The organism is Bradyrhizobium hereditatis (assembly GCF_020329435.1).
Lineage (GTDB): Bacteria > Pseudomonadota > Alphaproteobacteria > Rhizobiales > Xanthobacteraceae > Bradyrhizobium > Bradyrhizobium hereditatis.
In genome coordinates, this window is record NZ_JAGKJK010000005.1 from 495,550 (window position 1) to 521,736 (window position 26,187).

A 26,187-nucleotide genomic window follows, 5' to 3' on the forward strand; every position below is an offset into this window, starting at 1 on the left:
AAATCGGTCGAGAAGACGTTGGGCAGGGGCGCCGGGGAGGTGCGAGCGTTGCGCGGCGTCGATCTCTCGCTGCGGCGTGGCGAGTTGACGTTGCTGATGGGCCCGTCTGGAAGCGGCAAGACCACCCTGCTGCTGGTCCTCGGCTGCATGCTGACGCCTACCTCAGGCAGCGTCACCGTATGCGGCACGTCGACGTCCAATGCCGACAGGGAAAAGCTCGCCAAGATCCGGCGCGAGCATGTTGGGTTCGTGTTCCAGTCTTATCATCTGTTCCCAACCATGACGGCCGCCCAAAATGTGCAGTTGGCCCTGGACATCCGTCACGAGCGTGGCGCCCGCGCCGCAAAAAAGTCTCGAGCGGCACTTGAGATGGTTGGGCTTGAACAGAAGGCGGATGTCTTGCCGGGCGGGCTCAGCGGCGGTGAGCAGCAGAGGGTCGCCATAGCGCGCGCCCTCGTCGCAAACCCCTCGGTTGTTCTCGCGGATGAACCGACCTCAGCCCTCGATGGAAAAAACGGTCAGAGCATCATGCGCATTCTTGCCGATACTGCACATGAGCACGATCGAGCGGTCCTTGTCGTCACTCACGATCCCCGCGTCGTTCCATTCGGCGATCGCATCGTCGAGATCGAGGACGGCCTCATTGTGGAAGATCGGTGGGGCAAAACCGACCGGCCGCGCATGCCAAGGACCGCGCCCTTCGGGGCTTGAGTCCACGGACCAGCCATGAGCCTGCGCGCCGAACTCCTGCGTCTCGGTATTCGCACGTTGCTTAAGCGCCGCAGTGGACCTTTCAATATCGAGGAATGGCGGAAGAGCATGCGCGCGATGGAGCGGTTTGTGCCGCGCCCGCCTGCCCGCAGCCAAACGGTCATGATCAAGGCCGGCCGATTGACGCTACATCGCGTTACCACCGATGCGTCTTGGCCGGAGCGCAACGTGCTTTATCTGCACGGCGGAGCCTACGTTTCCGGTGCACCAATCTATTATCGGCATTTCCTCTGGCGGATTGCGGACGCGCTGCGAGCCCGCGTCTGGGCGCTTGAATACCGCCTGGCTCCCGAACACGCTTTTCCGGCTGCCCTTGAGGATGCCGTCGAAGCCTATGATTGGCTTGCCGATCACACGCCCGACATCACTCAGCTGTTTGTAGCAGGAGATTCCGCCGGAGGAGGCCTGGCGCTGTGCTTGCTGTTGAAGCTTCGTGACGCGGGCAAAGCCCTTCCTGCGGCTGCGATCGCCCTGTCACCGTGGACTGATCTGGCCCTGACCGGTCCCTCCTTGCAAGTGAATGCCAAGGCCGATCCGATGTTGAATGTCGAGGATCTTCCCGAACTGGCGAGGATCTATCTTGGAGCAGCCGATCCGCGTCTGCCCTACGCTTCGCCGCTGTACGGCGACACCGTCGGGTTGCCGCCGGTCCTCATCCAGGTCGGCAGCGATGAAATTCTGCGGGACGACGCCGTCCGCATGACAGAGAAGTTGCGGTTACATAATGCCCGCAGCAGATTGGAGGTCTGGCACCGCATGCCACATGCCTGGCAATTGTTCGTGCCTGTGCTGCCCGAGGCGCATCGGGCGATTGCGCAGATTGGATCGTTTGTCTCCGAGGTGCAGCGCTGAGGCGAAGCGTGGCTGCGCTGGCGGTCACACCCGGAAATGCTTGCTGAGCTTCAGGCCCTGCGCCTGGTAATTCGAGCCGATGCGCTGGCCGTACATCGCATCGGGCCGCGACAGCATCTTCTCATAGACCAGGCGGCCGACGATCTGGCCGTGCTCGAGGATGAACGGCACCTCGCGCGAGCGCACTTCGAGCACGGCGCGCGCCCCCTTGCCGCCGGCGCCGGCATAGCCGAAGCCGGGATCAAAAAATCCCGCATAGTGCACGCGGAATTCGCCGACCAGCGGATCGAACGGCACCATTTCGGCGGCATAGTCCGGCGGCACCTGCACGGCCTCTTTCGAAGCCAGGATGTAGAACTCGCCGGGATCGAGAATGAGGCTGGCGTCGGGTCGCGCCGGGATCGGCTCCCAGAATTCGTCGACGGCATAACCGCCGCGGCGGTCGACATCGACGACGCCGGTATGACGCTTGGCGCGGTAGCCGACAAAGCCGCCGGTGTTCTGCCCGGACAGATCGACCGACAGCGCGACGCCATTGGCGAGATCGGCATCGTCGATATCGACCAGCCGCTCGGCGCCATGCAGCGCGTCGAGCTCGTCCGCGTTGAGGATGGCGTCCCCGGTGCGGAAGCGCACCTGGGAAAGCTTGGAGCCCTCGCGCAGCAGCACGGGAAACGTCTTCGGGCTGATCTCGGCATAGAGCGGGCCGTGATAACCGGCGCCGATCATGTCGAAGCGGCGCGTGCTGTCGGCAATCACGCGGGTGAAAACATCGAGCCGACCGGTGGAGCTTTTCGGATTGGCAGCAGCGACGATCTCCGGCGGCAGCGCGAGGCTCTCCAAGAGCGGCACGATGTAGACGCAGTTGGTCTCCAGCACCGCACCGTCCGAGAGGTCGATCTCGTGCAGCTTCAACTCATCGATCCGTTCGGCGACGGTGGCGTCCGGCCCGGGCAGGAAGCTCGCGCGCACGCGATAGGCAATATCGCCCAGCCGCAAATCGAGGCTTGCCGGCTGGATCTGGCTTTCGACAAAGGGATATTCGGGCAGGATCAGGCCGGCATCCGCCATCGCCGCAATCATGCGGTCGGGCAGAATTCCATTGGCGTCGGGCGGGAGCGTGAACGGCACGGCGCGATCCTCTGAGGTGGCCCTTCCGGATATCCAAATGGCATCCAGACCTCATAAATATGGGCTTTTACGGGTTATCCGATGGCCGCCTTGACTGAAAGGGCGCAAGCGAATATCAGCATGACTTATCCCGTGGTGATTTGAGCCGGCCGGCTTGCAGCCACGTTAAATAAATCGCTAAACAGGCCGGGGACATGTGTGATCCCGGCCTGTGGAAACGCTTCCAGGCCGGTTTTTTTGTGGCCATTTTCCATGGTGGTCACGTCGGAGGTCACATGTCTGAATCTAGGTTTGCCGCCCGCTACCGTCCCGAAACCCGCCTGGTCCATGGCGGCACCCTGCGCTCGCAATTCGGCGAGACTTCGGAAGCGCTGTTTCTCACCCAAGGCTACGTCTACGACAGCGCGGAGCAGTGCGAGGCGCGTTTCAAGGGTGAGGACCCCGGCTTTATCTATTCGCGCTATTCTAATCCGACGATTGCGATGTTCGAGCGCCGGATGATCGAGCTTGAGGGCGCCGAAGCCGCGCGCTCGACCGCGACAGGCATGGCCGCCGTAACGACCGCGATCCTCGCACCGCTTCGGGCTGGCGACCACGTGGTTGCTTCGAAAGCCCTGTTCGGCTCGTGCCTTTACGTCGTGCAGGAGCTGTTGCCGCGCTACGGTATCGAGACGACGCTGGTCGACGGTCTTGATCTCGATCAGTGGCGGCGCGCATTGCGACCGAACACCAAGTCGTTTTTCCTGGAGAGCCCGACCAATCCGACGCTCGACGTCCTCGATATCCCGGCAATTGCCGAGATCGCGCACAAGGGCGGCGCACGGTTGATCGTCGACAACGTCTTCGCCACGCCGATCTGGCAGAGTCCGCTGTCGCTTGGCGCTGACGTGGTGGTCTATTCCGCGACCAAGCATATCGACGGCCAGGGTCGCTGCCTCGGCGGCATCATCCTGTCGTCGGAAGCCTTCATCGCCGAGCACATCCACAATTTCATGCGCCAGACCGGTCCCTCGCTCTCGCCGTTCAACGCCTGGGCTCTGCTCAAGGGATTGGAGACGCTGGGCGTGCGCGTGCGCGCGCAGACCGAGACGGCCGCCAAGGTGGCGGACGCGCTCGCCTCGCATCCGAAGATCTCGCGACTGATCTATCCGGGCCGCGCCGATCATCCGCAGGCCGCGCTGGTGAGAAAGCAGTTGCGCGGCGGCTCGACCCTGATCGGCTTCGAGGTCAAGGGCGGCAAGGCGGCCGCGTTCCGCTGCCTCAATGCGCTGCAGATCGCGCGCATCTCCAACAATCTCGGCGACGCCAAGAGCCTCGTCACGCATCCCGCGACGACGACGCATCAGCGCCTGACGCCGGAAGCGCGCGCCGAGCTCGGCATCAGCGAAGGATTCATCCGTTTCTCGGCGGGGCTCGAACATGCGGATGATCTGATCGAGGATTTTGCGCAGGCGCTGGAGAAGGCGTGAGGTGACGCTACGCACGTAGTCATACATCAGGTGTCGTCCCTGCGAACGCAGGGACCCATAACCACAGGGCGTCATGAGTTAAGCAAGGCGTCAACCACCGCCTCTCATCAGTCCAGCCGCGGCGTATGGGTCCCTGCTTTCGCAGGGACGACGGCGTAGATTGCGCCCGGCTACATCGGCCGATATGTCCGCACGTCGGCGGGCACGTTGACGCCGAGCTTGATCTGGCCGACCGATTTGATGATGTCGTCGCCGAGCAGTTGCGCGAAGCAGGCGTAGCCCCAGTCGCTCATGTGCAGGCCGTCGGAGATCACGAAATTCTCGATCGGGATCGCCTGCCGCTCGTGCCAGTCTTTCATCACAGCGAAACGCGGGAAGATGCCGACCTTGCGCAGCTCGGCGACCTTGTTGAGCAGCTTCATCATCTTGCCGGCGCTTTCGGCGTGCTCGTTGACCCGCGGCGAATATTGCGGATCGATCAGCACGACGTCGGAGCCCGCGGCCTGAATACGCGTGATGCCTTCCTCGACGAGCTTTGCCGTCTCGTTCGGATCAAGGTTGCGCAGCACGGCGTTGGTGCCGACCTGCCAGATCACCAGATCCGGATGCAGATCGATCACCGTCGTCTTCAGCCGCTTCATCATTTCCGGCGCGTCCTCGCCGCCAATGCCGGCATTGATCACCGTGATGTCGGCGGTCGGATATTGCCGGCGCAATTGCGCGGCGAGACGGTTGGGATAGGTGAATTCCGGGGAGCTGGAGCCGTAGCCTTGCGTCGAGGACGATCCGAACGCAACGATCACCACCGGCTGCCCCGCAACCAGCCTGCTCGCCACGCGCGGCAGCGAGCCCATTGATTTCGAGCCGCCCTTGGGCGGCAGGCAGGGAACGCGACTGAAGATGTCGCCCGCAGATTTGGCGACCTCCTTCACCTTTTCGATCGCCTTGCCGGTGACACCCTTCTGCCCGGTCGGACCGGCGTTGGCCGATGGCGCGGCCTGCGGCGAGGTACTCTCAGCCGAAGGCTTCTGTTCGGTATTGAGTTCAGGCTTATTTTCAGATTTGGCGTGGTCGGACAGCGCGGCGTGTTGACCGCTCTGTTGCGGAACCGTCTGGGCACGCAGCGGCAAGACCGGCGTCAACAGCGCCAGCGCTGCGGCGGCGACGGCCAGCAATGTCGACAAACGAAAAGGGTAGTGAGAACTCATTAACGCTAGTTCCTAGTTCTGCTGCGCCTGGTCGAGGCGGGCCGCATCGAGCACGAATTTCGACAGCGCGCGGCCGAGGCAGGCATGAACCCGTTTGGCCATGTCGGTGCCGTGGAAAGTACTGAACAGATCGAAATCTCCGGCGTCATTCCAGTGACGCATGATGGCAAAGCGGTCGAACAGTGGAACCCCATGCTGCTGCGCCACTACGCGCATATTATCTAGGTACGGCGGCGCGGAAATCATGGTTTCAGTGCGCGGGCTGTATTGCAGATTGACCAGCACCACATCGGTTCCCGCATTTTGCAGCGCAACAACCCCGTCATCGATGGCGCCGCGAAAATCGTCGGGATCGACGGATCGCATAGCATCGACGGTTCCGGTCTGCCAGATGACCAAAGTAGGCCTTTTTGCTTCCACCAGCTTAACGAGGCTGTGGTCGACCTCCTCGGCGGTCTTGCCGGTCTGTAGTTCGACGGAGAGGTTGACGGGGATCGAAGGCAGCTTCTCCTTCAAGGCCGCCTGCAGCTTGGCCGGATAGGCGCTGTTCTCGGAGGACAGGATAGTCGATGAGCGGCTGCCCACGACCAGGACGGTGAGCGGCCGGGCGTTCCTGACGGCCTCGGCGACCTTCGGAAGCGTGCTCTCGGTGGACAGGAGGTAGGGCGGAACCTCACAGGTCTGGGGGGCGGCATCCTGGGCCCGCGCGGTAGCAGCGGCTGCAAGACCCGCGAGCAGCGTCAGGGCCAGCACAGCTCCGGAGCCGGGCCTCATACGCTCCCTCCCGCCATGTCGGCATTGATAACTGGCCTTTTCGTTTTCGAGGCTCCCTTGTCGGCCGAATGCTTGTACCACGAAATCACCCACGCCACGCCCCACATGATGAGGATTCCGACAAGGCTGACCAGGGCGTGCGTGAGAGCACCCCCGCCAACCTCGGCCAGCACGAAATGCCCTGCAAAGGCCAGGAAGACGCCGAGGCAGAATATCTCAAGGGAATGCTGGCCGCAGAGGATCAATGGTCGCAGCCAGGGCGATTTGAGGCCCGACCAATCCTTACGCAGGAAGCGCACGGTGAGCGCGGCCAGCGCCAGGAAATGGGCAAAGCGCAGCACGTCGAGATCCGTCTTGGTGATCGGATACATCCACTGTTCGAGCCGCTTTGGCATCAGGAAGCTTAGCTGGGGAATGTGCCAGGTGAGCGTGACGAAGAACGCGAACACGAGATAGACAACGCAAATCCACAACGTTACCGGCGACGACAGGATGCGGGACATCCGCTGCGCCCCGCCCAGCGCACACCAGGCGCCGAACACGAATAGTAACTGCCAGCAAAACGGGTTGAAAATCCAGAAGCCGCTCGGATAGGCCGTGAGATACCAGTCGAACTGCCAGGTCAGCGCGTACAATAGCACCGACAAGCCCAGTGCGACATCGGCCCGCCATTTCATCAGCCACAGGATAAGCGGCAGAAACAGCATCAGCACGATGTAGAGCGGCAGCACGTCCATGTTGACGGGCCGGAAGCGCAGCAGCAGCGCCTGGACGATGGTGACGTCGGGCTGCTTGAGGAAATCCATGATGCCCATTTCTTCGCTGTAGAGCGGGTTCTCGAAACGGGTCGCGACGTAGGAGATTTCAGCCAGGAAGATTGTGAACAGGAACACATGCGCGACGTAGATCTGCCAGACGCGCCGCAGGATACGCGCAGTCGCCACCACGAAACCGGCTTCCAGCATCGCGCGGCCGTAAACGAAGGCAGCGGTGTATCCGGAGATGAAGATGAAGATTTCGGTGGCGTCGGAAAATCCGTAATTGCGGATCGTGAACCAGGTCAGGATATTGGCCGGCAGATGGTCGATGAAGATCAGCCACAGCGCCATGCCGCGAAACAGGTCGAGCCGCAATTCGCGCTCGCCGGCCACCGGCACCGCAATCGCCGACGCGGCGGCCTTGGCCTCGCTAGCCTTGGCATCGCTGAGAGGCGTTCCGGCAACTGGATCGGCAATGGACGACATTGGGCACCGTTGGTTGAGTTTTTACGCGTGCACTGTCCGGAAAAGATAATATCGGCCCGCAACTTGCACACAAAATACGCCAACTGGAGGTACGGGCCGGACTGCGCGCGGCCAGCGCTTTAGAATGGAACTGTGTTGAAAGCGCGATCAGACAAGCGACAAACCGGGCGGGCCGGAGATTGGTTCCGGCGGTTTTCCCGGCTATGATAGCGCGCAGGATTTCCGGAAGCTTGCTCGCATGTATCGCGCCGTCACCCGCCAGATCGAAGTCACCGTCGAACCGAACTTCCTGCCGGAGCGCTCGTCGGTCGATCGCGGCCAGTATTTCTGGTCCTACACCATCGTGATCACCAACACCGGCGATGAGACCGTGCAGCTGCGCACCCGGCACTGGATCATCACCGATGCTACGGGGCGCAAGCAGGAAGTCCGCGGCGAAGGCGTTGTCGGCGAGCAACCTGTCCTTGGGCCGGGCGAGCGCTTCGAATACACCAGCGGCGTGCCACTGCCGACCGCCTCGGGCTTCATGAGCGGCCGCTACCAGATGGTCAGCGAAAGCGGCGAACGGTTCGAGATCGACGTGCCGACATTTTCGCTGGACAGCCCGGATAACCGGCGAGTGTTGAATTAGAGGCAGCGCGCAGCTCCATCCCCGGCATTGCGAGCGCAGCGAAGCAATCCATCCTTCCGCGCATGAGGTGGCAATGGATTGCTTCGCTGCGCTCGCAATGACGGGGAGATAGCGCCATACATACGACCGTCATCCCCCGCGCATGCGGGGGGATCCAGTACGCCGCGGCTTATCGGTTTGATCACCGCTGTCTCTGGAATACTGGGGTCACCCGCCTTCGCGGGTGACGACAACGGAGAATACGGTCGCGATCTCGCGACATGAACTGCCCGAGGTTTGCTAAAAAAACTTCCCGCCCTCTCATTCAGAGGGCGCAGGGAAGACCGGGTGCTGGCTGCACCCGCGGTCCCGTGTGCAATTATGCGCAAAAAGCACGCACACGAGCATACAGGTACAGCGGAAACACTCCGGCCTTCCCTGCGCAATGGCTTTACGGCTTACTTCATGCTCTTCCTGGTGAACGGCTTTATTGCCACCATCGCCCGCGAAAACTTAGCTCTCGCGGACTTAACGCCAGCACCGCGGCATCAGAACCACACGACTTCGCCGTACGCTTCCGGCGCGCAACGTCTCTCGCGCCATCTGCGTCCATCGCATCTCACCGCGCGTTCGTGACGTGGCCGCCGCCCCTCATCTTGCCGTGAGACGAGCGGAGTTATGCGACTGATTTGGGTGAAAACGGAAGCGGAATATTTTTGATTCCGGGGCTTGACACGATTTCTGAAAATCAGAAGTGATTTGCCCGTCGTGCCAGTTTGCCGCAGGCGCTGCATGAAAATGTTCTTGTGCGCGCGAGCAAATCACTCCGCAGCCGTCGGGTGGGCAAAGCGCAAGCGTGCCCACCATTTAACAGCACGATCGGTGATGGATGGTGGGCACGTCGCTTGCGCTCCTCTGCACCCTACGCATCTGAACGCTACTCCTCGACGCCCGCCTCATGCGGAGTGAACTGGTAGACCGAGGAACAGAACTCGCAGGTCACCACCACCTTGTCGTCTTTCACCATCTCGGCGCGGTCTTTCGGCGCAAAGCTCTTCAGCATGGCCGAGACAGCCTCGCGCGAGCAGGAGCATTGCGCGCGCAGTGGATGCGGCTTGAACACGCGCACGCCGCGCTCGTGAAACAGGCGATACAGCAAGCGCTCGCCGGAGAGATCGGGATCGATCAGCTCGACATCCTCGACGGTGCCGATCAGCGACTGGCCCTCGACCCAGGCATCATCCTCGGCGACGGAATGAGCAACCGTGCCCTCAGGCGCATCGCCGGGATGCAGATCGGCCTGTCGCGCGCGTTCGGGCGCCTTCGGCAAAAACTGCAGCAGCATGCCGCCGGCGCGCCAGCGGTGCTTGCCGCCATCGCCGCCGCGCCATTCCTCGCCGACGGCGAGCCGCACGCGGGTCGGGATCTGCTCGGAGCGCAGGAAATATTCGTGGGCCGCGTCTTCCAGGCTGCCGCCATCGAGCGCGACGAGGCCCTGATAACGGCTCATGTCGCCGCCCTGATCGATGGTCATCGCCAGATGCCCCTTGCCGAGCAACTGACCGGAACTCAGCCCGTCCTTCAGCCGTCGCGCGTCGTAGCGCGCATAAGCGCGCAGCCGATCGGGCGACTGGAAATCGACGATCAGGAACGACACCGGACCATCGGTCTGCGTCTGCAGGATGAAGCGGCCCTCGAACTTCAGCGCCGAGCCGAGCAGCGTCGTCAGCACAATCGCTTCGCCAAGCAATTTTCCGACCGGCGCCGGATAATCGTGCTTGGTCAGGATGTCGTCGAGCGCGGGACCGAGCCGGGTCAACCGTCCACGCAGATCGAGGCTGCCGACTTCGAACGGCAACACCGCGTCATCGACGGGAACAGACGAGGGCGCGCGAACGGGCGTCTCGATTGTGATTTTCATGTCGGGGGATTCAGAAACCATGGGCCTCTATCTGGGGTCTGCGAAGCGAAGTGAAAGGGGGTTGATTGAGGTGAACTTGAGGACGCAATTCGCCTCAATCTCATGTCCCGGACGCGGTGCAGCGTGTAACGCTGCTCCGCAGAGCCGGGACCCATTGTGCCTGCGATATGGACCCCGGCTCTGCAGCGCATCACTACGTGCTGCGCAGCGTCCGGGGAACGCACGCGAAGAGACCTACGCCACTTCGTTAAAACACCAGGCCAGAATGCCCTTTTGCGCGTGCAGGCGGTTTTCAGCCTCGTCGAACACGACCGATTGCGGGCCGTCGATCACTTCGTCGGTGACCTCCTCGCCGCGATGCGCGGGCAGGCAGTGCATGAAGATCGCCTCCGGCTTGGCGAGCGACATCAGCTTGGCATTAACCTGATAGGGCTTGAGCACATTATGGCGGTGCTCGCCGTCCTTGTCGCCCATCGACACCCAGGTGTCGGTGACGACGCAATCGGCGCCGCGAACCGCAGCCTCGGGATCGGTGCCGAGCACGATCGGCGCTTGCGTCGCCTTGATCCAGTCGCGCATCGCCTTGTTCGGCGCGAGCTGCGGCGGAGTTGCGATATTGAGGTTGAACTTGAACCGCTCGGCGGCATGCGCCCACGAGGCCAGCACGTTGTTATCGTCGCCGGTCCAAGCCACCGTCTTGCCCGCGATCGGCCCGCGATGCTCCTCGAACGTCATCAGATCGGCCATCACCTGACAGGGATGCGAACGCCGCGTCAGGCCGTTGATCACGGGCACGGTGGCATGCGCGGCGAGCTCCAGGAGCGCATCGTGATTGAGGATGCGGATCATGATCGCATCGACATAGCGCGATAGCACGCGCGCGGTGTCGGCGATGGTCTCGCCGCGGCCGAGCTGCATCTCGGCACCTGTCAGCATGATGGACTCGCCGCCGAGCTGACGCATGCCGACGTCGAACGAGACCCGCGTGCGGGTCGAGGGACGTTCGAAGATCATCGCCAGCGTCTTGCCTTCGAGCGGCTTTTTGCCCTTCTCGTGCGCCTTCAGCTTCGCCTTCATGTCGGCGCCCAGGGCCAGCATGTTGCGCAATTCGGCGAGCGGCAGCTGGTTGATATCGAGGAAATGGCGGACGGACTTGCTCATCATCCGGCCGCCTTCTTTAGCTGCGCGCTCGACAGCGCGACGCAGGCGCGCTCCAGCATCTGAACGGACTGATCGATCTCACCCTCTGTGACGATCAGCGGCGCCAGGAAGCGCACGACGTTATCGCCGGCGCCAACCGTCAGCAGTTTCTGGTCGCGCAACGCGTTGACGAGATCGCCCGATGGCACCACGGCCTTGACGCCGACCAGAAGGCCCTCGCCGCGCACTTCCGCGAGCACGGCGGGATAGCGATCGACCACGGAGGCCAGCTTCTGTTTGAGCAGGAGCGACATCTTCTGCACGTGCTCGAAGAAGCCGGGTTCGAGCATCACGTCGAGCACGGCATTGGCCGCTGATATCGCCAGCGGATTTCCGCCGAAGGTCGAACCATGCGAGCCCGGCGTCATGCCGGAGCCTGCCTCCGCGGTCGTCAGCACCGCGCCGATCGGGAAACCGCCGCCGAGCGCCTTCGCCAGCGACATCACATCCGGCGTCACGCCGACGCGCTTATACGCGAAGAGGTCGCCGGTGCGGCCCATGCCGGTCTGCACCTCGTCGAATGCGAGCAACAGGCCGTGCTCGTCGCAGAGCTGGCGCAGCGCCTTGAAGAAGGCCTGCGGCGCGGAGCGCACGCCGCCCTCGCCTTGCACTGGCTCGATCAGGATGCCCACGGTCTGTGGGCCGATCGCCTTCTTGACGGCTTCAAGGTCACCATGCGGCACCTGGTCGAAACCGTCCATCGGCGGCCCGAAACCTTCGAGATATTTGGCGGAGCCGGTGGCGGCGAGCGTCGCCAGCGTGCGCCCGTGGAACGCGCCCTCGAAGGTGATGAGGCGGTAGCGCTCCGGATGTCCTTTCGAGGCGTGATAGCGGCGCACCACCTTGATCACGCCCTCCATCGCCTCCGCGCCGGAATTGCAGAAGAACACGAGGTCGGCAAAGCTCTGCTCGCACAGTCGTGCGGCGAGCTTCTCGCCGTCGGGCGACTTGAACAGGTTCGACATGTGCCAGAGTTTGGTCGACTGTTCCTGCAGCGCCTGAACAAGATGCGGGTGGCAATGGCCCAGCGCGTTCACCGCGACCCCCGAGGTGAAGTCGAGATAGCGCTCGCCATTGGTTGCGGTCAGCCAGCAGCCCTCGCCGCGCTCGAAGCCGAGATCGACCCTGGCGAAGACAGGGAGCAGATGCGACGTGGCGCTATTGGTCATGGCAATCACTTGACGTTTGAGACCAGCCCTTAAGACCTGCCGCAAAGCCCACGCATTGACGCGAACGCGGCTGCCGGTCTTGCGAAAACGAAACGTGCCGCCTCTTAAGGGCGGCACGCGAGGGCATTCTATGTGGGCGGGAAGCGCTGTCAACACGCCACGGAACGCCCTTTATGCGGTGCAAGATAGGTGAAATCCGTAGGATTGCGGTGTGGTGGAAAACACGCAGTGCAATGCCTAGATGTCAGAACATGTGGACGTTCGGCCCCGGACTCTTGCGCCAGAGTCACGCCATATTGTAGCTTTTGGGCTGTCGGGTACGACATCTCGTGCGGCAGTTTTGATCCCTTAAGAGTCTTCTGTGCAAGCGTAAACGTTCGGGCGCCCTTGCCGCGCCCGGCGAGGGCTAAGGGATTCTGACCGCAGGGATTTTTGAGATGAATGACATCGCGGGCGCTGCCCCGCCTTGGCCGGCGCGACGCGAAGGGAAGCATACGATGACGGTATTGACCTGGTCCGACGATCGCGTCGAGCAGCTGAAGAAGCTCTGGGAAGCCGGATTATCGGCAAGTCAGATCGCCGCGGAACTCGGAAATGTGACGCGAAACGCCGTAATCGGCAAAGTGCACCGGCTGGGCCTCTCCGGCCGCGCCAAGAGCCCCTCCTCGGCAGCCCCGCGGCAGCGCAAGGCGCGCCCTGCCGCCCAGCCGATGATGCGGGTGTCGCGGCCGGTGTCGCGCGGCAACACCGCGCTCGCGCACGCTTTCGAGATGGAGCTCGAGCCTGATCCGGTTGCCTTCGACAATGTGGTGCCGATGAGCCAGCGGCTGTCCCTGCTCGAGCTGAACGAGGCGACCTGCCACTGGCCGGTCGGCGATCCCGCCAGCCCGGAATTCTTCTTCTGCGGCGGCAAGGCGCTCACCGGCCTGCCCTACTGCGCGCATCACTCGCGTATCGCCTACCAGCCCGCCGCCGATCGGCGGAGGCAGGCGCCGAAGCAGACGCGGTAGGCCGCGCCGGGCTATCTCAACGCTGTCGTCCCTGCGAACGCAGGGACCCAATAACCACGAGTGCGCGTGGTTATGTCGAGCGGGAGCTCCAGCGTTTTTCAACAATCAGTATTGGTGGCTATCGGTCCCCGCGTTCGCGGGGACGACGGTGGGGTTCGCAGGGGCGACAGCCGAGTGCGCTGAGATAGCAGCGGAGCTAAGACTGCTCCGCCTTCGCAAACCTGTCATCCAGCGCGTAGCCGGCGCCGCGCACGGTGCGGATCGGGTCCTGCTCGCGGCCGGGGTTGAGCAACTTGCGCAGGCGGCCGATGTGGACGTCGACGGTGCGCTCGTCGATATAGATGTCGCGGCCCCAGACGCTGTCGAGGAGTTGCTCGCGGCTGAAGACACGGCCGGGATGCTCAAGGAAGAATTCAAGCAGCCGGTACTCGGTCGGGCCGAGATCGATCTGGCGGCCGGAGCGCGCGACGCGGCGCTTCTCGCGGTCGAGCTCGATGTCGCCATAGGTCAGGACGGTGGCGAGCCGCTCAGGGCTCGCGCGCCGCAATAGGCCCTTCACCCGCGCCAGAAGTTCCGGCACCGAGAACGGCTTGACGATGTAGTCGTCAGCGCCGGTCGCCAGCCCGCGCACGCGCTCGCTCTCCTCGCCGCGCGCGGTCAGCATGATGATCGGCAATTGCTTGGTTTCAGGACGGGCGCGGAGCCGGCGGCACAGCTCGATACCCGACAGGCCCGGCAGCATCCAGTCGAGCACCACGAGATCAGGCACGCGCTCCTTCAGCCGCGTATCCGCATCATCGCCGCGGCCGACGGTTTCGACCTCATAGCCTTCAGCGTCGAGGTTGTAGCGCAACAGCGTGGTCAGCGCTTCCTCGTCCTCGACCACCATAATGCGTGCGCTCATTCTTCTTTCGCCTCTTCTGTTTGTCGCGTTTTCTACGCAGATAAGCCTACGCAATCTGCGTAAACTTGATTGCTACGCGAACCGGTCTCCACTTCGCTTGAATATGATTTGTCAAGTATTGGGGACCGTGTTCGCAAATGTCGTCATGTCGCCCTTCGGGCGCTTGTCGAGCATCTGCTGGCCCTCGATCATGTAGAACACAGTCTCGGCAATGTTGGTGGCGTGGTCGCCGATCCGCTCGATGTTCTTGGCGCAGAACATCAGGTGGATGCAGAACGAGATGTTGCGCGGATCTTCCATCATATAGGTCAGGAGTTCGCGGAACAGCGAGGTGCAGATGGCGTCGACTTCCTCGTCGCCTTTCCATACCGCCATCGCCGCCGGCAGATCGTGCGCCGCGTAGGCGTCCAACACCGACTTGACCTGCGACTGTACGAGATCGGTCATGTGTTCGAGGCCGCGCATCAGCTTCAGCGGCTGGAAATCGTTCTCCAGCGCCGCGACGCGCTTGCCCATGTTCTTGGCGAGGTCGCCGATCCGCTCCAGGTCGGTGGCGACGCGCATGGCGCCGACGATCTCGCGCAAGTCCACCGCCATCGGCTGGCGGCGGGCGATGGTCAATACCGCGCGCTCTTCGATCAGATGCTGCAGGCGGTCGATCTCGACGTCCGAGGCGACGACGCGCTTGCCGAGCGCGACATCACGGCGGACCAGCGCGTCGACGGATTCGGTGATCATGCGTTCGGCAAGACCTCCCATCTCGGCCACGAGACGGGTCAGTTCCTGAAGATCGCTGTCAAATGCCTTGGCGGTGTGTTCGGAAGCCATTTCCTAAGTCTCCTCAACCGAACCGGCCGGTGATGTAGTCCTGGGTGCGTCGATCGCCGGGCGAGGTGAAAATCTTGTTGGTGTCGTCGAATTCGATCAGTTCGCCGAGATACATGAAGGCGGTCTTGTCGGAGACGCGCGCCGCCTGCTGCATATTATGCGTGACGATGGCGATGGTGTAGTCCTCCGCCAATTCCTGGATCAGTTCCTCGATCTTGGCGGTCGAGATCGGGTCGAGCGCCGAGCAGGGCTCGTCGAACAGGATCACCTCGGGCCTGACCGCCACCGTGCGCGCGATGCAGAGCCGTTGCTGCTGGCCGCCGGACAGCGAGAGGCCGGAGGCGTTCAGCTTGTCCTTGACCTCGTTCCACAGCGCGCCGCCGCGCAGCGCCTTCTCGACCCGGTCGTCCATCTCCGACTTCGAGATCTTCTCATAAAGTCGGATGCCGAAGGCGATGTTTTCATAGATCGTCATCGGGAACGGCGTCGGCTTCTGGAACACCATGCCGACGCGGGCGCGCAGCAGATTGAGGTCGAGCTTGGGATCGAGGATGTTGGTCTGGTCGAGCAGCAGCTGGCCGGTCGCGCGCTGGCCGGGATAGAGATCGTACATCCGGTTGAAGATGCGCAGCAGCGTCGACTTGCCGCAGCCGGAGGGGCCGATGAAGGCGGTAACTCGATGGGTGCCGAGCGTCAGGTTGATGTTCTTCAGCGCGTGATGCTCGCCATAGTAGAAGTTGAGGCCGCGGGCGGTCACCTTCGGCGCCGCTTCCGGCAGCGGGGTCTGCGGAATAGGCCCGTTCGCGTTACTCACGGATACAGAGAGTTCGGTCATTTGGATGTCCTCTCGGCGCCAAGGATGCGCGCGCCAATATTCAGGGCCAACACGGTGAGCGTGATCAGCAGGGCCCCGGCCCAGGCCAGCTGCTTCCAGTAGGCATAGGGGCTCTGGACGAAGTTGTTGATGGTGACCGGCAGGTTCGCCATCGTCCTGGTCAGGTCGAGGCTGAAGAACTGGTTGGACAGCGCGGTGAACAGCAGCGGCGCGGTTTCACCGGCGACGCGGGCGGTCGCCAGCAGGACGCCGGTGATCAGGCCGGCGCGCGCCGCACGATAGGCGATCCGGCGGATCACCAGCGAGCGCGGCATGCCGAGCGCGGAGGCCGCCTCGCGCAAGGGGTTGGGCACCAGCCCCAGCATGTCCTCGGTGGTACGCACCACCACGGGAATCACGATCACCGCAAGCGCCAGGCAGCCGGCGATCGCCGAGAAGCCGCGCATCGGGATAACGACCGCGCCATAGATGAACAGGCCGATGATGATCGAGGGCGCGGAGAGCAGGATGTCGTTAATGAAGCGGATCACCGAGGTGAGCTTGTCGTGCTTGCCGTATTCGGCAAGATAAGTTCCAGCAAACAGGCCGAGCGGGGCGCCGATGCCGACCCCGATCACGGTCATCATGATCGAGCCGATGATGGCGTTGCGCAGGCCGCCATCAGTCGAACCGGGCGGCGGCGTATCCTGGGTGAAGACGGCGAGATTGAGCCCGGTGATGCCATTGTAGAACAGCGTGAACAGGATCAGCGCAAGCCAGGTCACGCCGAACGCCGCGGCGCCCAGGCACAGGAACTTGACGATGATGTTGTTGCGGCGGCGGGAGACGTAAATCGGATTCATGTCAGTTCCCCGCCTTCATTTCCAGACGCATCAGCATCAGCCGCGCGGCCGCAAGAACGAAGAATGTCAGGATGAACAGGAGCAGGCCGAGCAGGATCAGACCGGACTGGTGCAGCCCGTCGCTCTCGGCGAATTCGCTAGCGATAGCCGCCGAGATCGTGGTGCCGGGCGCGAAGATCGAGGACTGAATCTTGAACGAGTTGCCGATGATGAAGGTGACCGCCATGGTCTCGCCGAGCGCGCGGCCAAGCGCCAGCATGATGCCGCCGATCACGCCGACCCGGGTATAGGGGATGACAACGTTGCGGACGACTTCCCAGTTGGTGCAGCCGACGCCGTAGGCCGCCTCCTTCAGTACCGGCGGCACCGTCTTGAATACGTCGACCGAGATCGCGGTGATGAACGGCAGCACCATGATCGCCAGAATCAATGACGCGTTGAACAGGCTGAGATAGGAGGGCGGGCCGGCGAAGACCGCGCCCAGCACCGGAACGCCGTCGAACACGCTGATCATGAACGGCTGGAACGAGTTGGCCAGGAACGGGCCGAGCACGAAGAAGCCCCACATGCCGTAGATGATCGAGGGGATGCCGGCGAGGAGTTCGATGGCAAGCCCGATCGGACGGCGCAGCCAGATCGGGCAGATTTCGGTCAGGAACACCGCGATGCCGAGGCCGACGGGAATCGCAATCATCATCGCGATCACGGAGGTGACCAGCGTGCCGTAGACCGGGCCGAGCGCGCCGAGCACCGGCGGATCGGCTGACGGCGCCCACCGCTGGGTCCACAGGAAGGCCGCGCCATATTCCCGCAGCGCCGGCCAGGCGCCGACGATCAGCGAAACGATGATGCCGCCGAGGATGAGCAGAACCGAGATCGCGCAGGCGCGCGTGATCCAGTAGAAGGTGACGTCGCCGACCTTGAAAGCGCTGAGGGCACGCGCACGATCATAAGGTCCGGCAGCTTCCATTACATTGCTTTCGACCGCCATATCTGCCACGCCCAATCCCCTTTACTACAGCCCAATGACCCCGGACTTCGGTGCGCGGCCGCTCCGGCCCGCGCATTGTTCTTGCCCTCTCTTGTCCAGAGAGGGGGTGCTCAACCCGGGCGCGCCCGGGTTGAGCGATCGCGTTGCGCGCCGTCAGCTCTTGATCTCGGAGGACCAGGTCTTCTCGATCTGCTTGACCACCGAGTCCGGCATCGGGATGTAGTCGAGCTCTTCGGCCATCTTGTCGCCCTTCTCGAACGACCATTTGAAGAACTTGAGGGCCTCAGCGGCGGCTGCCTTATCCGTCGGCTCCTTGTGCATCAGGATGAAGGTCGCGCCTGTGATCGGCCACGACGCATCGCCGGGCTGGTCGGTCAGGATGACGAAGTAGTTCTTGGCTCCAGCCCAATCAGCATTGGCAGCCGCAGCCTGGAATGCCCCAATGGTCGGCTGCACGGTCTTGCCGGCCTTGTTGATCATGGCGCCATAGGTCAGCTTGTTCTGCTTGGCATAGGCGTATTCGACATAGCCGATCGAATTCTTGGTCTGGCTGACATTGCCTGCGACGCCTTCGTTGCCCTTGGCGCCAACTCCCGTCGGCCACTCGACCGCGGTGCCGGAACCTGCCTTCGTCTTCCACTCGGCATTGGTCTTTGACAGGAAGTCGGTCCAGATGAACGTGGTGCCGGAGCCGTCCGAACGGCGAACCACCGTGATCGCCTCAGAGGGCAGCTTGACTTTGGGATTGAGCTTGGCGATCGCGGGATCGTCCCACTTCTTGATCTTGCCGAGATAGATGTCGCCGAGCAGCTCGCCGGAGAATACCAGCTCACCCGGCTTGACGCCTTCGAGGTTCACGACCGGCACCAACGCGCCCATCGCCTGCGGCCACTGGATCAGGCCGTCCTTTTCAAGCTGCTCGGGCTTGAGCGGCATGTCGCTGGCGCCGAACGTCACGGTCTTGGCCTGGATCTGCTTGATCCCGGCGCCGGAGCCGATCGACTGGTAGTTCAGTCCGTTGCCGGTCTCCTTCTTGTAGGCGTCAGCCCACTTCGAATAGAGCGGGAAGGGAAAGGTCGCGCCTGCGCCAGTAATGTCGGCAGCGAAGGCTCCCGTCGACGCGGCGACCATGCCGGCGGCGACGATCGTTTTGATGAAATTCATGGCTGGTCTCCATCTTGGTGAGCGAAGCGCCGGTGCGCCCGATCGCGCTCACACCGCCCGTGTAGGAGCGGTCGATAGAGCTTTTACGACGGTTAGATGACAGTTGGATGACATTGCCAAGCAATTGAAATCACTTGCGTTTAGTGCGTTACCGGGGGTTTTGCCTGGGGAAAGCAGGCGGTAAAGGTGGCCCCGTTCCGGGGCACGCTTTCGATCAAAAGCCGGCCGCGATGGCGGTTAAGAATATGTTTTACTAGAGATAAACCAAGCCCGGTTCCACCTTGCGCGCGGCTGTCGCCGACGTCGACCCGGTAGAAGCGTTCGGTCAGCCGCGGCAGGTGCTCCGGCGCGATGCCGGGGCCGAAATCGCGGACCATGACGCGGACTTCCGGCGTGCCGTCGCCCGCGGTTGCCTGAATGAGGGAAACGATCACCCGCCCACCTGACGCGCCATATTTGAGCGCGTTCTCGATCAGGTTCTCGAACAGGCGCAACAGCTCCTCGCGGTCGCCCGCGATCGTCACGGGCGTCGGCGGCAGGTCGATTTCGATTTCGACCTGGCGCTCCTTGGCCAGCGGTTCCAATCCATCCGCGACCTGCCGAATGATGGGGACGATATCGACCGAGGACTCGGGCCGGACATGCGCCGACAATTCGACCCGCGACAGCGACAACAGATCGTCGATCAGCCGCGCCATCCGGGTCGCCTGCGTATGCATGATGGAAAGAAAGCGCTCGCGCGCCTTGGCGTCCTCCTTGGCAGGGCCCTGCAGCGTATCGATGAAGCCGGACAGGGCCGCCAGCGGCGTCCGCAATTCGTGGCTGGCATTGGCGACGAAATCGGCGCGCATCTCCTCCACGCGCCGCAGCGGCGTCTGGTCGTGGAAGGTCAGCAGCATGCATTTCTCGGTGCCGCCGAACGTTGTCGGCACCGGCACCGGCGTGACGATCAGTTCCATCCAGCGGTCGACCAGCCCCTGGTCGAGATAGGTCGCCCGGCGCGGCTCGGTGGTCGCGATCGCCTCGCGCAACGCGGTGATGATCTCGGGCGAACGCAGCGCAAACTGCGCCAGTTCGTTCTTGCGCAGCGCGGGCGCGAGTTCAGCGGCCGCTGCATTGAGATGAATGACACGCCCGGCGCGGTCGAGCAGCACGGCTGGATCCGGCATGCCGGCCACGACCGCGCTGACGGCGGGGGCCTCGACGGGGCGGACCGCGCCGACGTCCTCGCGGGACCTGACGGCATCATGCAACCGCCACGGCACCAGCGCGGCGGCCGCGATGCAGATGAAAACGGCGATGGCGCGCGCCGGCGAGAGATCGGCCAGCAGCACCAGCGCGCACAGCGCAAGTCCCGCCGCCAGCAGGATGATGGCCGAATGCCTGAGCCGGTCCGGCCACGGTGCAAAGAAGGAGGACGGGTTGGAATCGTCAATCGCCATGGCGCAGGCTTTCTTCCTCTATTCGTGAGGCGCCCGCCGCTTCGTCAGGTGCCTGTCTCTCCACGCTCACGCACATAGACGGCGGCCTCGTGCCTCGGCTCGGGGTCAGCGGCAGCCGCCAGCTGGCGCAGGCGCTTCGATCGCGCGCCGATGATAATCTCCCGAAGCGTCAGCAAGATTACAGATATGACAAATGGCCCAATATAGTAGAGGACGCGGAACAGCAGCATGCCGGCGAGCAGTTCCTCCCGGTCCATCTGCCAGAGGCCGACCAGCATGGCGGCATCGAAGACGCCGAGCCCACCCGGCGAATGGCTGGCAAACCCCAATAGCGTCGCCGAGACGAAGATCACCGCCACGACCACGAAGCCGATCTGCGGCTCGTCCGGCACCAGCATGTACATCGCCAACGCACAGAAGCCGAGATCGACGATGCCGATGGCGATCTGCAACAGCGTCAGCGGCCCGCCCGGCAGCGTCACCGTCCACGGCCCGCGTCCGACGCTGCGTGGCTGGGCCCAGACCCAGGCCACATATCCGATCAATCCGATAATGATCCCGAACGCCGCAACGCGGTTGAGCCAGGCCGGCAGTTGGTCGATCGAGGCGGCGGCCTCCGGGTGATAGGCGATGCCAAGGCCGAGCACGGCGGCATTGCCGAGCCAGAACGTCAGCCCGGCGAGAAAGCAGATCTTGGCGACGTCGATCGCGTTCAGCCCCCAGGCCGAATAGATCCGGTAGCGCACCGCGCCGCCAGTAAAGACGCTGGCGCCGACATTGTGCCCGATCGAATAAGAGGTGAAAGCGGCCAGTGCGTTGACGCGATAGGGCACATGGTGCTGGCCGATGGCGCGGACCGCGAACCAGTCATAGAAGGTGAGCGTGAAGTAACCCGCCGCCACGAACAGCGCCGCCAGCGCGATCTGGGTGGGCTCGGTGCCCTTGATGGCATCGATCACCTCATTGATGTCGATGCCGCGGAGCATGTGATAGAGGACGTAGCACGCAACGGCGATGACCGTGATGCTGATCAAGACCCCGAGCTTATGCAGGACCTGCTTCTGGCGCAGAAACGACGTCGCCCTGCGTATTGCTTCCAGCATCTACACCTCGAATTGCGTTTCTGCGGCGACGGCAATGCCACGAACCCTGCCGCTGACGCTACGCTCCCTGGTCTCTCTGGTAGCGCGTTTTGGGCCGCAGTGGAATTCGCCTGACGACAATAAAACGCGCTTGTTCAACATATTAGGGATGGTTGACGACAGCAGTAGCACCGTTTTGCTGCATTCCCGCCGCCCCGCGGCAGGGTCGGACCATGGCAGAGACTGGTCAACAACCCGTGACAAAGACGACGGTGTGGCTGGCCGGCGCATCATGCGGGTCAGGCCGACGGCGCACTGCGCGAGACCACCCAGTCGCGCAACCATGATCCGACCGCACAGCCGCACAGATAGAGCGCGAACATGATCAACCCGAGGTCGAGCCAATAGCCGAAGCGGCCGGGCACGACCCGCGTGAGCGCGGCGGCGATCAGCGCGGCGACCAGAGCCGAAAGCCACCACCGCAGCTTCCGCGAAATACCATCGCCGCGCTGAACCACGGATATCCAACCCATGGCGAAGCCGAGCAGCACCGACCCCAGCAGCCAGCCCCAGTAGAATGTGGTCAGATAGGCCATGCTCACTTCACCACGAAATCGATCCGGCGGTTCTGCGCCTTGCCCTGCTCGGAATCGTTATTTGCAATTGGCTGTGTCGAACCGTAGCCGGCCACGCTGAACCGGCTGGCCGGCAGCCCCGCCTTGACCAGATAGTCGGCGACCGCCTGCGCGCGCTTTTCCGACAGCGCCTGATTGGCCTCTCCGTCGCCGTCGCTATCGGTATGGCCCGCGATCTCGATATTGGTGGTCGGACAGCGCAGCGCAGTTTCGATCAGCCGGTCGAGCAAACCAGCGGAGTCAGCGACAATATCGGCCTTGCCGGGCTCGAAGCGGATCCGGGCCTTGCCGAGCAGCTCAGTAAATAATTGCTGACAGACCGTCGCATCCACCGGCGCCGCCGCCGGCTTAACCGAGATTTCCGGCTTGAACTGCCAGCGCTGCGGAAAATCCTTGCCGAGGCCGGCGCGGATCTCACTGGCGGCATTTTCATGGAGGGCATCGCCGGACAGCTTCACCTCCCGGTCGGTCACCACGAGCGTCCCGGTCGACAGCCGCGACAGCGCGCCGAGCGCAGACACCACTACCTCTGCAAAGCCCGGCGGCGCACCGATACTCTCCTTGAGGTTGTCGACGACCTTTTCGCTGAAGAACTTGCGTCCCGCCGCAGCCACCAGCGCGGCGTGGACCGTCTTATCTGGCACGTTGCCGGTTAGCGTCAGCGTCACCGCGACCGGATCCTTGTAGGCCTGGAAGATGTAGGGTGGCGCCTTGACGTCATTGGCCGCGACGGAAAAGCCCTCGGGCAGATTTTTCAGCGCGGCGGCGATGGCTTCGCGTCCGCCGAGCTCGCGCGCCATGCCGGACAGGCTGACACTGGTGTCCGACAGCGTGATCTTGCCGTCCTTCAATTTGCCGATCTGATCGAGCAGCAAAAGCGCGGCGTGATCAAAACGCGGCGGCGCCCCGCGCGCCAGATTCATCCGGTCTACCACTTCGACGCCGCCGAGATTGGCGCGGGCCGCCTCCATCAGGCGGCCCTTGATGGCCGGCAGAGGCGAACTGCCCGATAGCGTCACCCGGACGACGTCGCGTTCCGCAGACCAGACGAATGGCTTGGCTTCGGGAACGAGCCGGGTTTCATCATTAACAAGACGTACGCCCGGGACGCCTTCCACCGACGTCACCGCACTCTGGCGGCCGCCTTCCGAGAACGCATCCGCCGCAAGCGTGACGTCGCGGCCTGCAACCGAAATTCGCCTTTTGTCGAGGACGGTATCCTTGAGGGCCGCGACCGAACGTTGCGCCAGATCGGCTTCCAGCGGCTCAGTGCTCGTCCAGGCCGCGATAGCCCAAAACATGACCAAAGGAATGACGCCCGGCCACCATTTGCTACTCCACCTGAAAAGTCCGTGCATTCGAGTTCCCGCGGGGTCCGAAACGGAGAGAAAACAAACCCTTGCGGGACTGTCAAACACGAAATGTCGCAGGGGCCGGAGAGCTCTGCAATCGGTCCGGCTAACTGTTTCTTCAGCTGTGTTTCGCTAATTTCTCCCCGTAAATAACCGGGTAGCGTCACCTCTCGATGAAAATGCTTCGCAACACCGTCATCCGCGCCGGACTGGAAGCGCTGTACTTCTCCGGAGCGCATTATCTGCTGCGACCAATCTTCGCAGGTGTCGGCGTCATTTTCATGCTGCATCACGTCCGCCCCCGGCGCGACGGCGAGTTTCAGCCTAATCATCATCTTGAGGTCGAGCCGGAATTCTTGCGGGCGATGCTGGCGCATGTTCGCACGCTCGACATCGACATCGTCACCATGGACGAGGTGCATCAGCGCCTTCAGGAGCGCAATTTCGCGCGGCGCTTCGCCTGCTTCACCCTCGACGACGGCTATCGCGACAACCGCGATCACGCCTTGCCGGTGATGCGCGAATTTGACGCGCCGCTCACCGTCTATGTGACGAGCGATTTCGCCGAAGGCACCGGCCGGTTGTGGTGGGTCGCGCTGGAGCGGGCGATCGCCAAGGCTTCGTCGATCGAAGTGCCGATCGGCGGCACAAAGATCCGGCTCGACGCCTCGACGCCGGCAGCCAAGCAGGCGGCCTTCGACCGCATGCATGACTGGCTACGTTTACTACCGACCGAGCACGACTTGCAGCGCGAAATCTCTGCGCTATGCACGCGATATGAGGTGGACGAGACTCTGATCGCCCGCGAACTCTGCATGTCCTGGGAAGAACTGAAGGCGTTCGCCGACGATCCGCTGGTAACGATCGGCGCACACACCATCACGCATTGCAATCTCGTACGGCAGAGCGAAGAGACCGCTTCGTTCGAACTGGCTGAAAGCCGCGCGCGGATCGAAGCGGCGCTGCAGCGACCGGTGCTGCATCTCGCCTATCCCTATGGCGACCGCATCGCCGCAGGCCGGCGCGAATTCGCCCTGGCAAAGGCGGCGGGATTCAAGACGGCAGTGACGACGCGACCGGGCATGATCTTTCCTGAGAGCGCCGAGCACATCACGGCGCTGCAACGCGTTTCGCTCAACGGCAACTACCAGGACGCGCGCATCATCCCCGTTCTGACCTCCGGCGCCGCCACCGCAATGTGGAACGGTTTCCGCCGCATCGATGCGGCGTAGGATTTCATACGTCGTCCCTGCGAAAGCAGGGACCCATACGCCGCGGCCTGGCCGTTGAGCGATGGGGTAGTTATCTTCTGCAACAACCGAAGCTTGTGATTATGGGCCCCTGCGTTCGCAGGGACGACCAAGATAAGCTTCCTTGACTCGCACTGCTCCCCCGCCCAAAACCGGCGGCAAGACAAGGGAGGAACGAGAATGTTCAAGGATCTGTTTTCGCTCAATGGCCGGATCGCGCTGGTGACGGGCGGCTCGCGCGGCATCGGCAAGATGATCGCGGCCGGATTTCTCGCGCAGGGCGCGGCCAAAGTCTACATCACCGCGCGCAAGGCCGGGCCCTGCGAAGCGACCGCGCAGGAGCTCTCCGCCGCCTATGACGGCGAATGCATCGCGCTGCCGATCGATATCTCCACCGTCGCAGGGTGCGAGAAGCTCGCTTCCGAAATCATCAAGCTTGAGCCCAAGCTCGACATCCTCGTCAACAATGCCGGTGCGGCGTGGGGCGCGGAATTCGACGAATTCCCGGAGAGCGGCTGGGACAAGGTGATGAACCTCAACGTCAAGTCGCTGTTCTTCCTGACCAAGGCGCTGGCGAAACCGTTGCGCGCGGCGGCCTCGCCCGAACGGCCCGCCAAGGTGATCAATATCGCTTCCATTGACGGCATCTTCGTCAACCCGATGGAGACTTATTCCTACGCGGCGAGCAAAGCCGCGGTGATCCATCTGACGCGGCGCATGGCGACCAAACTGATCAAGGACAACATCAATGTCACCGCGATCGCGCCCGGCGCCTTTGCATCTGATATGAACCGCGCCGCGCGCGACCAAGCCGATGCGGTGGCCAAACGCGTTCCGGCCCGCCGGATCGGCACCGACGAGGATATGGCGGGTGTTGCGATCTATCTCGCCTCGCGCGCGGGGGATTATGTGGTCGGCAACACGATCGCGGTCGACGGCGGCGTGGTGTACGCGACAGCGGGAAGCGAGATTGCGGGTTGATTGAGCGGTAACCCACGGTCGTCATACCCCGCCAACGGGTCGCGCGAATGCGCGCCCGATGACAGGCTCCGGCGGAGTATCCAGTATGCCGCGGCCCAACCGCGTCATTGCGAGCGAAGCGAAGCAATCCATCTTTCCGCGTGTGAGGTGACAATGGATTGCTTCGCTGCGCTCGCAATGACGGGGAAAATAGCGGCGCAGACACGATCGTCGTCCCCGCGCAGGCGCTAGCAGATGCACAGATTGCGGCTGCGACGGAATGACTCGGTGTTTTGATTTGGCCTTCCGCGGCGACGGGCTGCTGTGATTCTGTATCTGGCACTTCGATTCCATTGAGGTGCCAAGATGTTGAATGAACAATTCAGGCTTGGGCGGTTCGGGGATGGTCGTCTCGATAAAGGGGGGCGGCCCTGCTCGAAGGGATGGTCACGCGCGCGAGCTCGTGCCTGCGTCGAGCGGCGGATGGCGATCGGGCCAAGATAGTCCGATACGGCCGATTTCTCGCCAATGAGAACGTGAGCT

At 63.0% G+C, this 26,187-nt stretch carries 24 protein-coding genes and 1 riboswitch; of the genes, 7 read left to right on the plus strand and 17 right to left on the minus strand.

Annotated features, from left to right (window positions below):
* Positions 1–39: 39 nt before the first annotated feature.
* Together J6524_RS15110 and J6524_RS15115 are read left to right on the plus strand one after the other, a co-directional pair.
* Positions 40–711: an ABC transporter ATP-binding protein gene (locus tag J6524_RS15110; RefSeq protein WP_312002390.1), complete on the plus strand. Its 672-nt coding sequence runs from the start codon at positions 40–42 to the stop codon at positions 709–711.
* A gap of 15 nt (positions 712–726) precedes the next feature.
* Positions 727–1,623, plus strand: coding sequence for an alpha/beta hydrolase (locus J6524_RS15115; protein ID WP_225671748.1), 897 nt, complete (start codon positions 727–729; stop codon positions 1,621–1,623).
* A 24-nt stretch (positions 1,624–1,647) separates the two neighbouring features.
* Here the strand turns inward: J6524_RS15115 and J6524_RS15120 are convergent, their stop codons facing one another.
* On the minus strand, positions 1,648–2,754 hold the full coding sequence (locus J6524_RS15120) for a 2'-deoxycytidine 5'-triphosphate deaminase (RefSeq protein ID WP_225671750.1): 1,107 nt from the start codon (positions 2,752–2,754) through the stop codon (positions 1,648–1,650).
* 122 nt (positions 2,755–2,876) lie between these two features.
* A riboswitch (SAM riboswitch) is annotated at positions 2,877–2,956 on the plus strand.
* 73 nt (positions 2,957–3,029) lie between these two features.
* On the opposite strand from J6524_RS15120, the gene J6524_RS15125 reads away from it, so the two are divergent.
* Positions 3,030–4,223, plus strand: a complete 1,194-nt coding sequence (locus J6524_RS15125; RefSeq protein WP_225671752.1) for an O-succinylhomoserine sulfhydrylase — start codon at positions 3,030–3,032, stop codon at positions 4,221–4,223.
* 170 nt (positions 4,224–4,393) lie between these two features.
* Here J6524_RS15125 and J6524_RS15130 read toward each other — a convergent pair whose 3' ends face one another.
* Genes J6524_RS15130 through J6524_RS15140 form a run of 3 tightly spaced genes read right to left on the minus strand, consistent with a single transcriptional unit; the run spans position 4,394 to position 7,449 of the window.
* Positions 4,394–5,431 (minus strand): SGNH/GDSL hydrolase family protein, encoded by a 1,038-nt coding sequence (locus tag J6524_RS15130; protein WP_225671754.1) that lies wholly within the window; start codon positions 5,429–5,431, stop codon positions 4,394–4,396.
* Between the two features lie 12 nt (positions 5,432–5,443).
* Positions 5,444–6,205, minus strand: coding sequence for an SGNH/GDSL hydrolase family protein (locus J6524_RS15135; RefSeq protein ID WP_225671755.1), 762 nt, complete (start codon positions 6,203–6,205; stop codon positions 5,444–5,446).
* Positions 6,202–7,449, minus strand: a complete 1,248-nt coding sequence (locus tag J6524_RS15140; RefSeq protein WP_225671757.1) for an OpgC domain-containing protein — start codon at positions 7,447–7,449, stop codon at positions 6,202–6,204. The genes J6524_RS15135 and J6524_RS15140 overlap by 4 nt, the downstream gene beginning before the upstream one ends.
* Before the next feature lie 238 nt (positions 7,450–7,687).
* On the opposite strand from J6524_RS15140, the gene apaG reads away from it, so the two are divergent.
* Positions 7,688–8,080 carry a Co2+/Mg2+ efflux facilitator ApaG/CorD gene (gene apaG, locus J6524_RS15145; RefSeq protein ID WP_225671759.1) on the plus strand — a complete coding sequence of 131 codons (393 nt, stop codon included), beginning with the start codon at positions 7,688–7,690 and terminating at the stop codon, positions 8,078–8,080.
* Positions 8,081–8,996: 916 nt separating this feature from the next.
* On the opposite strand, the gene J6524_RS15150 is transcribed toward apaG, so the two are convergent.
* The 3 genes from J6524_RS15150 to J6524_RS15160 form a co-directional block, all read right to left on the minus strand.
* Positions 8,997–10,001 (minus strand): Hsp33 family molecular chaperone, encoded by a 1,005-nt coding sequence (locus J6524_RS15150; protein WP_225671761.1) that lies wholly within the window; start codon positions 9,999–10,001, stop codon positions 8,997–8,999.
* A gap of 213 nt (positions 10,002–10,214) precedes the next feature.
* Entirely contained in the window at positions 10,215–11,141 is a 927-nt protein-coding gene (gene argF, locus J6524_RS15155; protein ID WP_225671763.1) for an ornithine carbamoyltransferase, read from the minus strand.
* Entirely contained in the window at positions 11,141–12,349 is a 1,209-nt protein-coding gene (locus J6524_RS15160) for an aspartate aminotransferase family protein (protein WP_225671765.1), read from the minus strand. The genes argF and J6524_RS15160 overlap by 1 nt, the downstream gene beginning before the upstream one ends.
* 497 nt (positions 12,350–12,846) lie before the next feature.
* On the opposite strand from J6524_RS15160, the gene J6524_RS15165 reads away from it, so the two are divergent.
* Positions 12,847–13,359, plus strand: a complete 513-nt coding sequence (locus tag J6524_RS15165; RefSeq protein WP_225671767.1) for a GcrA family cell cycle regulator — start codon at positions 12,847–12,849, stop codon at positions 13,357–13,359.
* Positions 13,360–13,555: 196 nt separating this feature from the next.
* Here J6524_RS15165 and phoB read toward each other — a convergent pair whose 3' ends face one another.
* From phoB to J6524_RS15215, 10 genes are all read right to left on the minus strand, one after another.
* Complete coding sequence (gene phoB / locus J6524_RS15170; protein WP_225671769.1) at positions 13,556–14,263, minus strand: phosphate regulon transcriptional regulator PhoB; 708 nt, start codon at positions 14,261–14,263, stop codon at positions 13,556–13,558.
* A gap of 111 nt (positions 14,264–14,374) precedes the next feature.
* On the minus strand, positions 14,375–15,091 hold the full coding sequence (phoU, locus tag J6524_RS15175; protein ID WP_225671771.1) for a phosphate signaling complex protein PhoU: 717 nt from the start codon (positions 15,089–15,091) through the stop codon (positions 14,375–14,377).
* Positions 15,092–15,104: 13 nt separating this feature from the next.
* A complete protein-coding gene (pstB, locus tag J6524_RS15180) occupies positions 15,105–15,926 on the minus strand; it encodes a phosphate ABC transporter ATP-binding protein PstB (RefSeq protein WP_225671773.1) in 822 nt (273 codons plus the stop codon).
* Positions 15,923–16,768, minus strand: coding sequence for a phosphate ABC transporter permease PstA (pstA, locus tag J6524_RS15185; RefSeq protein ID WP_225671775.1), 846 nt, complete (start codon positions 16,766–16,768; stop codon positions 15,923–15,925). Before pstA ends, pstB begins: the two co-directional genes overlap by 4 nt.
* Position 16,769: 1 nt before the next feature.
* Positions 16,770–17,768 (minus strand): phosphate ABC transporter permease subunit PstC, encoded by a 999-nt coding sequence (gene pstC / locus J6524_RS15190; protein ID WP_225671777.1) that lies wholly within the window; start codon positions 17,766–17,768, stop codon positions 16,770–16,772.
* Positions 17,769–17,912: 144 nt separating this feature from the next.
* The gene (gene pstS / locus J6524_RS15195) at positions 17,913–18,923 is read right to left on the minus strand and encodes a phosphate ABC transporter substrate-binding protein PstS (protein ID WP_225671779.1); all 1,011 of its coding nucleotides are present in this window, start codon (positions 18,921–18,923) and stop codon (positions 17,913–17,915) included.
* 140 nt (positions 18,924–19,063) lie between these two features.
* Complete coding sequence (locus J6524_RS15200) at positions 19,064–20,365, minus strand: sensor histidine kinase (RefSeq protein ID WP_225671781.1); 1,302 nt, start codon at positions 20,363–20,365, stop codon at positions 19,064–19,066.
* 44 nt (positions 20,366–20,409) lie between these two features.
* A complete protein-coding gene (locus tag J6524_RS15205) occupies positions 20,410–21,468 on the minus strand; it encodes a lysylphosphatidylglycerol synthase domain-containing protein (RefSeq protein ID WP_225671784.1) in 1,059 nt (352 codons plus the stop codon).
* A gap of 278 nt (positions 21,469–21,746) precedes the next feature.
* Complete coding sequence (locus tag J6524_RS15210; protein ID WP_225671785.1) at positions 21,747–22,043, minus strand: hypothetical protein; 297 nt, start codon at positions 22,041–22,043, stop codon at positions 21,747–21,749.
* A gap of 2 nt (positions 22,044–22,045) precedes the next feature.
* On the minus strand, positions 22,046–23,440 hold the full coding sequence (locus J6524_RS15215) for an OmpA family protein (protein WP_225671787.1): 1,395 nt from the start codon (positions 23,438–23,440) through the stop codon (positions 22,046–22,048).
* Positions 23,441–23,607: 167 nt separating this feature from the next.
* Here J6524_RS15215 and J6524_RS15220 point away from each other — a divergent pair, with 167 nt between their 5' ends.
* Positions 23,608–24,666, plus strand: coding sequence for a polysaccharide deacetylase family protein (locus tag J6524_RS15220; protein WP_225671789.1), 1,059 nt, complete (start codon positions 23,608–23,610; stop codon positions 24,664–24,666).
* Between the two features lie 198 nt (positions 24,667–24,864).
* Positions 24,865–25,665 (plus strand): SDR family NAD(P)-dependent oxidoreductase, encoded by an 801-nt coding sequence (locus tag J6524_RS15225; RefSeq protein ID WP_225671791.1) that lies wholly within the window; start codon positions 24,865–24,867, stop codon positions 25,663–25,665.
* Positions 25,666–26,187: the final 522 nt, after the last annotated feature.

Excerpts from the sequence above, each read along its gene's own strand:
- J6524_RS15115 (WP_225671748.1), top strand. The coding sequence starts at position 727 with ATGAGCCTGCGCGCCGAACTCCTGCGTCTCGGTATTCGCACGTTGCTT.
- J6524_RS15125 (WP_225671752.1), top strand. The coding sequence starts at position 3,030 with ATGTCTGAATCTAGGTTTGCCGCCCGCTACCGTCCCGAAACCCGCCTG.
- J6524_RS15130 (WP_225671754.1), bottom strand. The coding sequence starts at position 5,431 with ATGAGTTCTCACTACCCTTTTCGTTTGTCGACATTGCTGGCCGTCGCC.
- J6524_RS15135 (WP_225671755.1), bottom strand. The coding sequence starts at position 6,205 with ATGAGGCCCGGCTCCGGAGCTGTGCTGGCCCTGACGCTGCTCGCGGGT.
- J6524_RS15140 (WP_225671757.1), bottom strand. The coding sequence starts at position 7,449 with ATGTCGTCCATTGCCGATCCAGTTGCCGGAACGCCTCTCAGCGATGCC.
- apaG (WP_225671759.1), top strand. The coding sequence starts at position 7,688 with ATGTATCGCGCCGTCACCCGCCAGATCGAAGTCACCGTCGAACCGAAC.
- J6524_RS15150 (WP_225671761.1), bottom strand. The coding sequence starts at position 10,001 with ATGGTTTCTGAATCCCCCGACATGAAAATCACAATCGAGACGCCCGTT.
- argF (WP_225671763.1), bottom strand. The coding sequence starts at position 11,141 with ATGAGCAAGTCCGTCCGCCATTTCCTCGATATCAACCAGCTGCCGCTC.
- J6524_RS15160 (WP_225671765.1), bottom strand. The coding sequence starts at position 12,349 with ATGACCAATAGCGCCACGTCGCATCTGCTCCCTGTCTTCGCCAGGGTC.
- J6524_RS15165 (WP_225671767.1), top strand. The coding sequence starts at position 12,847 with ATGACGGTATTGACCTGGTCCGACGATCGCGTCGAGCAGCTGAAGAAG.
- phoB (WP_225671769.1), bottom strand. The coding sequence starts at position 14,263 with ATGAGCGCACGCATTATGGTGGTCGAGGACGAGGAAGCGCTGACCACG.
- phoU (WP_225671771.1), bottom strand. The coding sequence starts at position 15,091 with ATGGCTTCCGAACACACCGCCAAGGCATTTGACAGCGATCTTCAGGAA.
- pstB (WP_225671773.1), bottom strand. The coding sequence starts at position 15,926 with ATGACCGAACTCTCTGTATCCGTGAGTAACGCGAACGGGCCTATTCCG.
- pstA (WP_225671775.1), bottom strand. The coding sequence starts at position 16,768 with ATGAATCCGATTTACGTCTCCCGCCGCCGCAACAACATCATCGTCAAG.
- pstS (WP_225671779.1), bottom strand. The coding sequence starts at position 18,923 with ATGAATTTCATCAAAACGATCGTCGCCGCCGGCATGGTCGCCGCGTCG.
- J6524_RS15200 (WP_225671781.1), bottom strand. The coding sequence starts at position 20,365 with ATGGCGATTGACGATTCCAACCCGTCCTCCTTCTTTGCACCGTGGCCG.
- J6524_RS15205 (WP_225671784.1), bottom strand. The coding sequence starts at position 21,468 with ATGCTGGAAGCAATACGCAGGGCGACGTCGTTTCTGCGCCAGAAGCAG.
- J6524_RS15210 (WP_225671785.1), bottom strand. The coding sequence starts at position 22,043 with ATGGCCTATCTGACCACATTCTACTGGGGCTGGCTGCTGGGGTCGGTG.
- J6524_RS15215 (WP_225671787.1), bottom strand. The coding sequence starts at position 23,440 with ATGCACGGACTTTTCAGGTGGAGTAGCAAATGGTGGCCGGGCGTCATT.
- J6524_RS15220 (WP_225671789.1), top strand. The coding sequence starts at position 23,608 with ATGAAAATGCTTCGCAACACCGTCATCCGCGCCGGACTGGAAGCGCTG.
- J6524_RS15225 (WP_225671791.1), top strand. The coding sequence starts at position 24,865 with ATGTTCAAGGATCTGTTTTCGCTCAATGGCCGGATCGCGCTGGTGACG.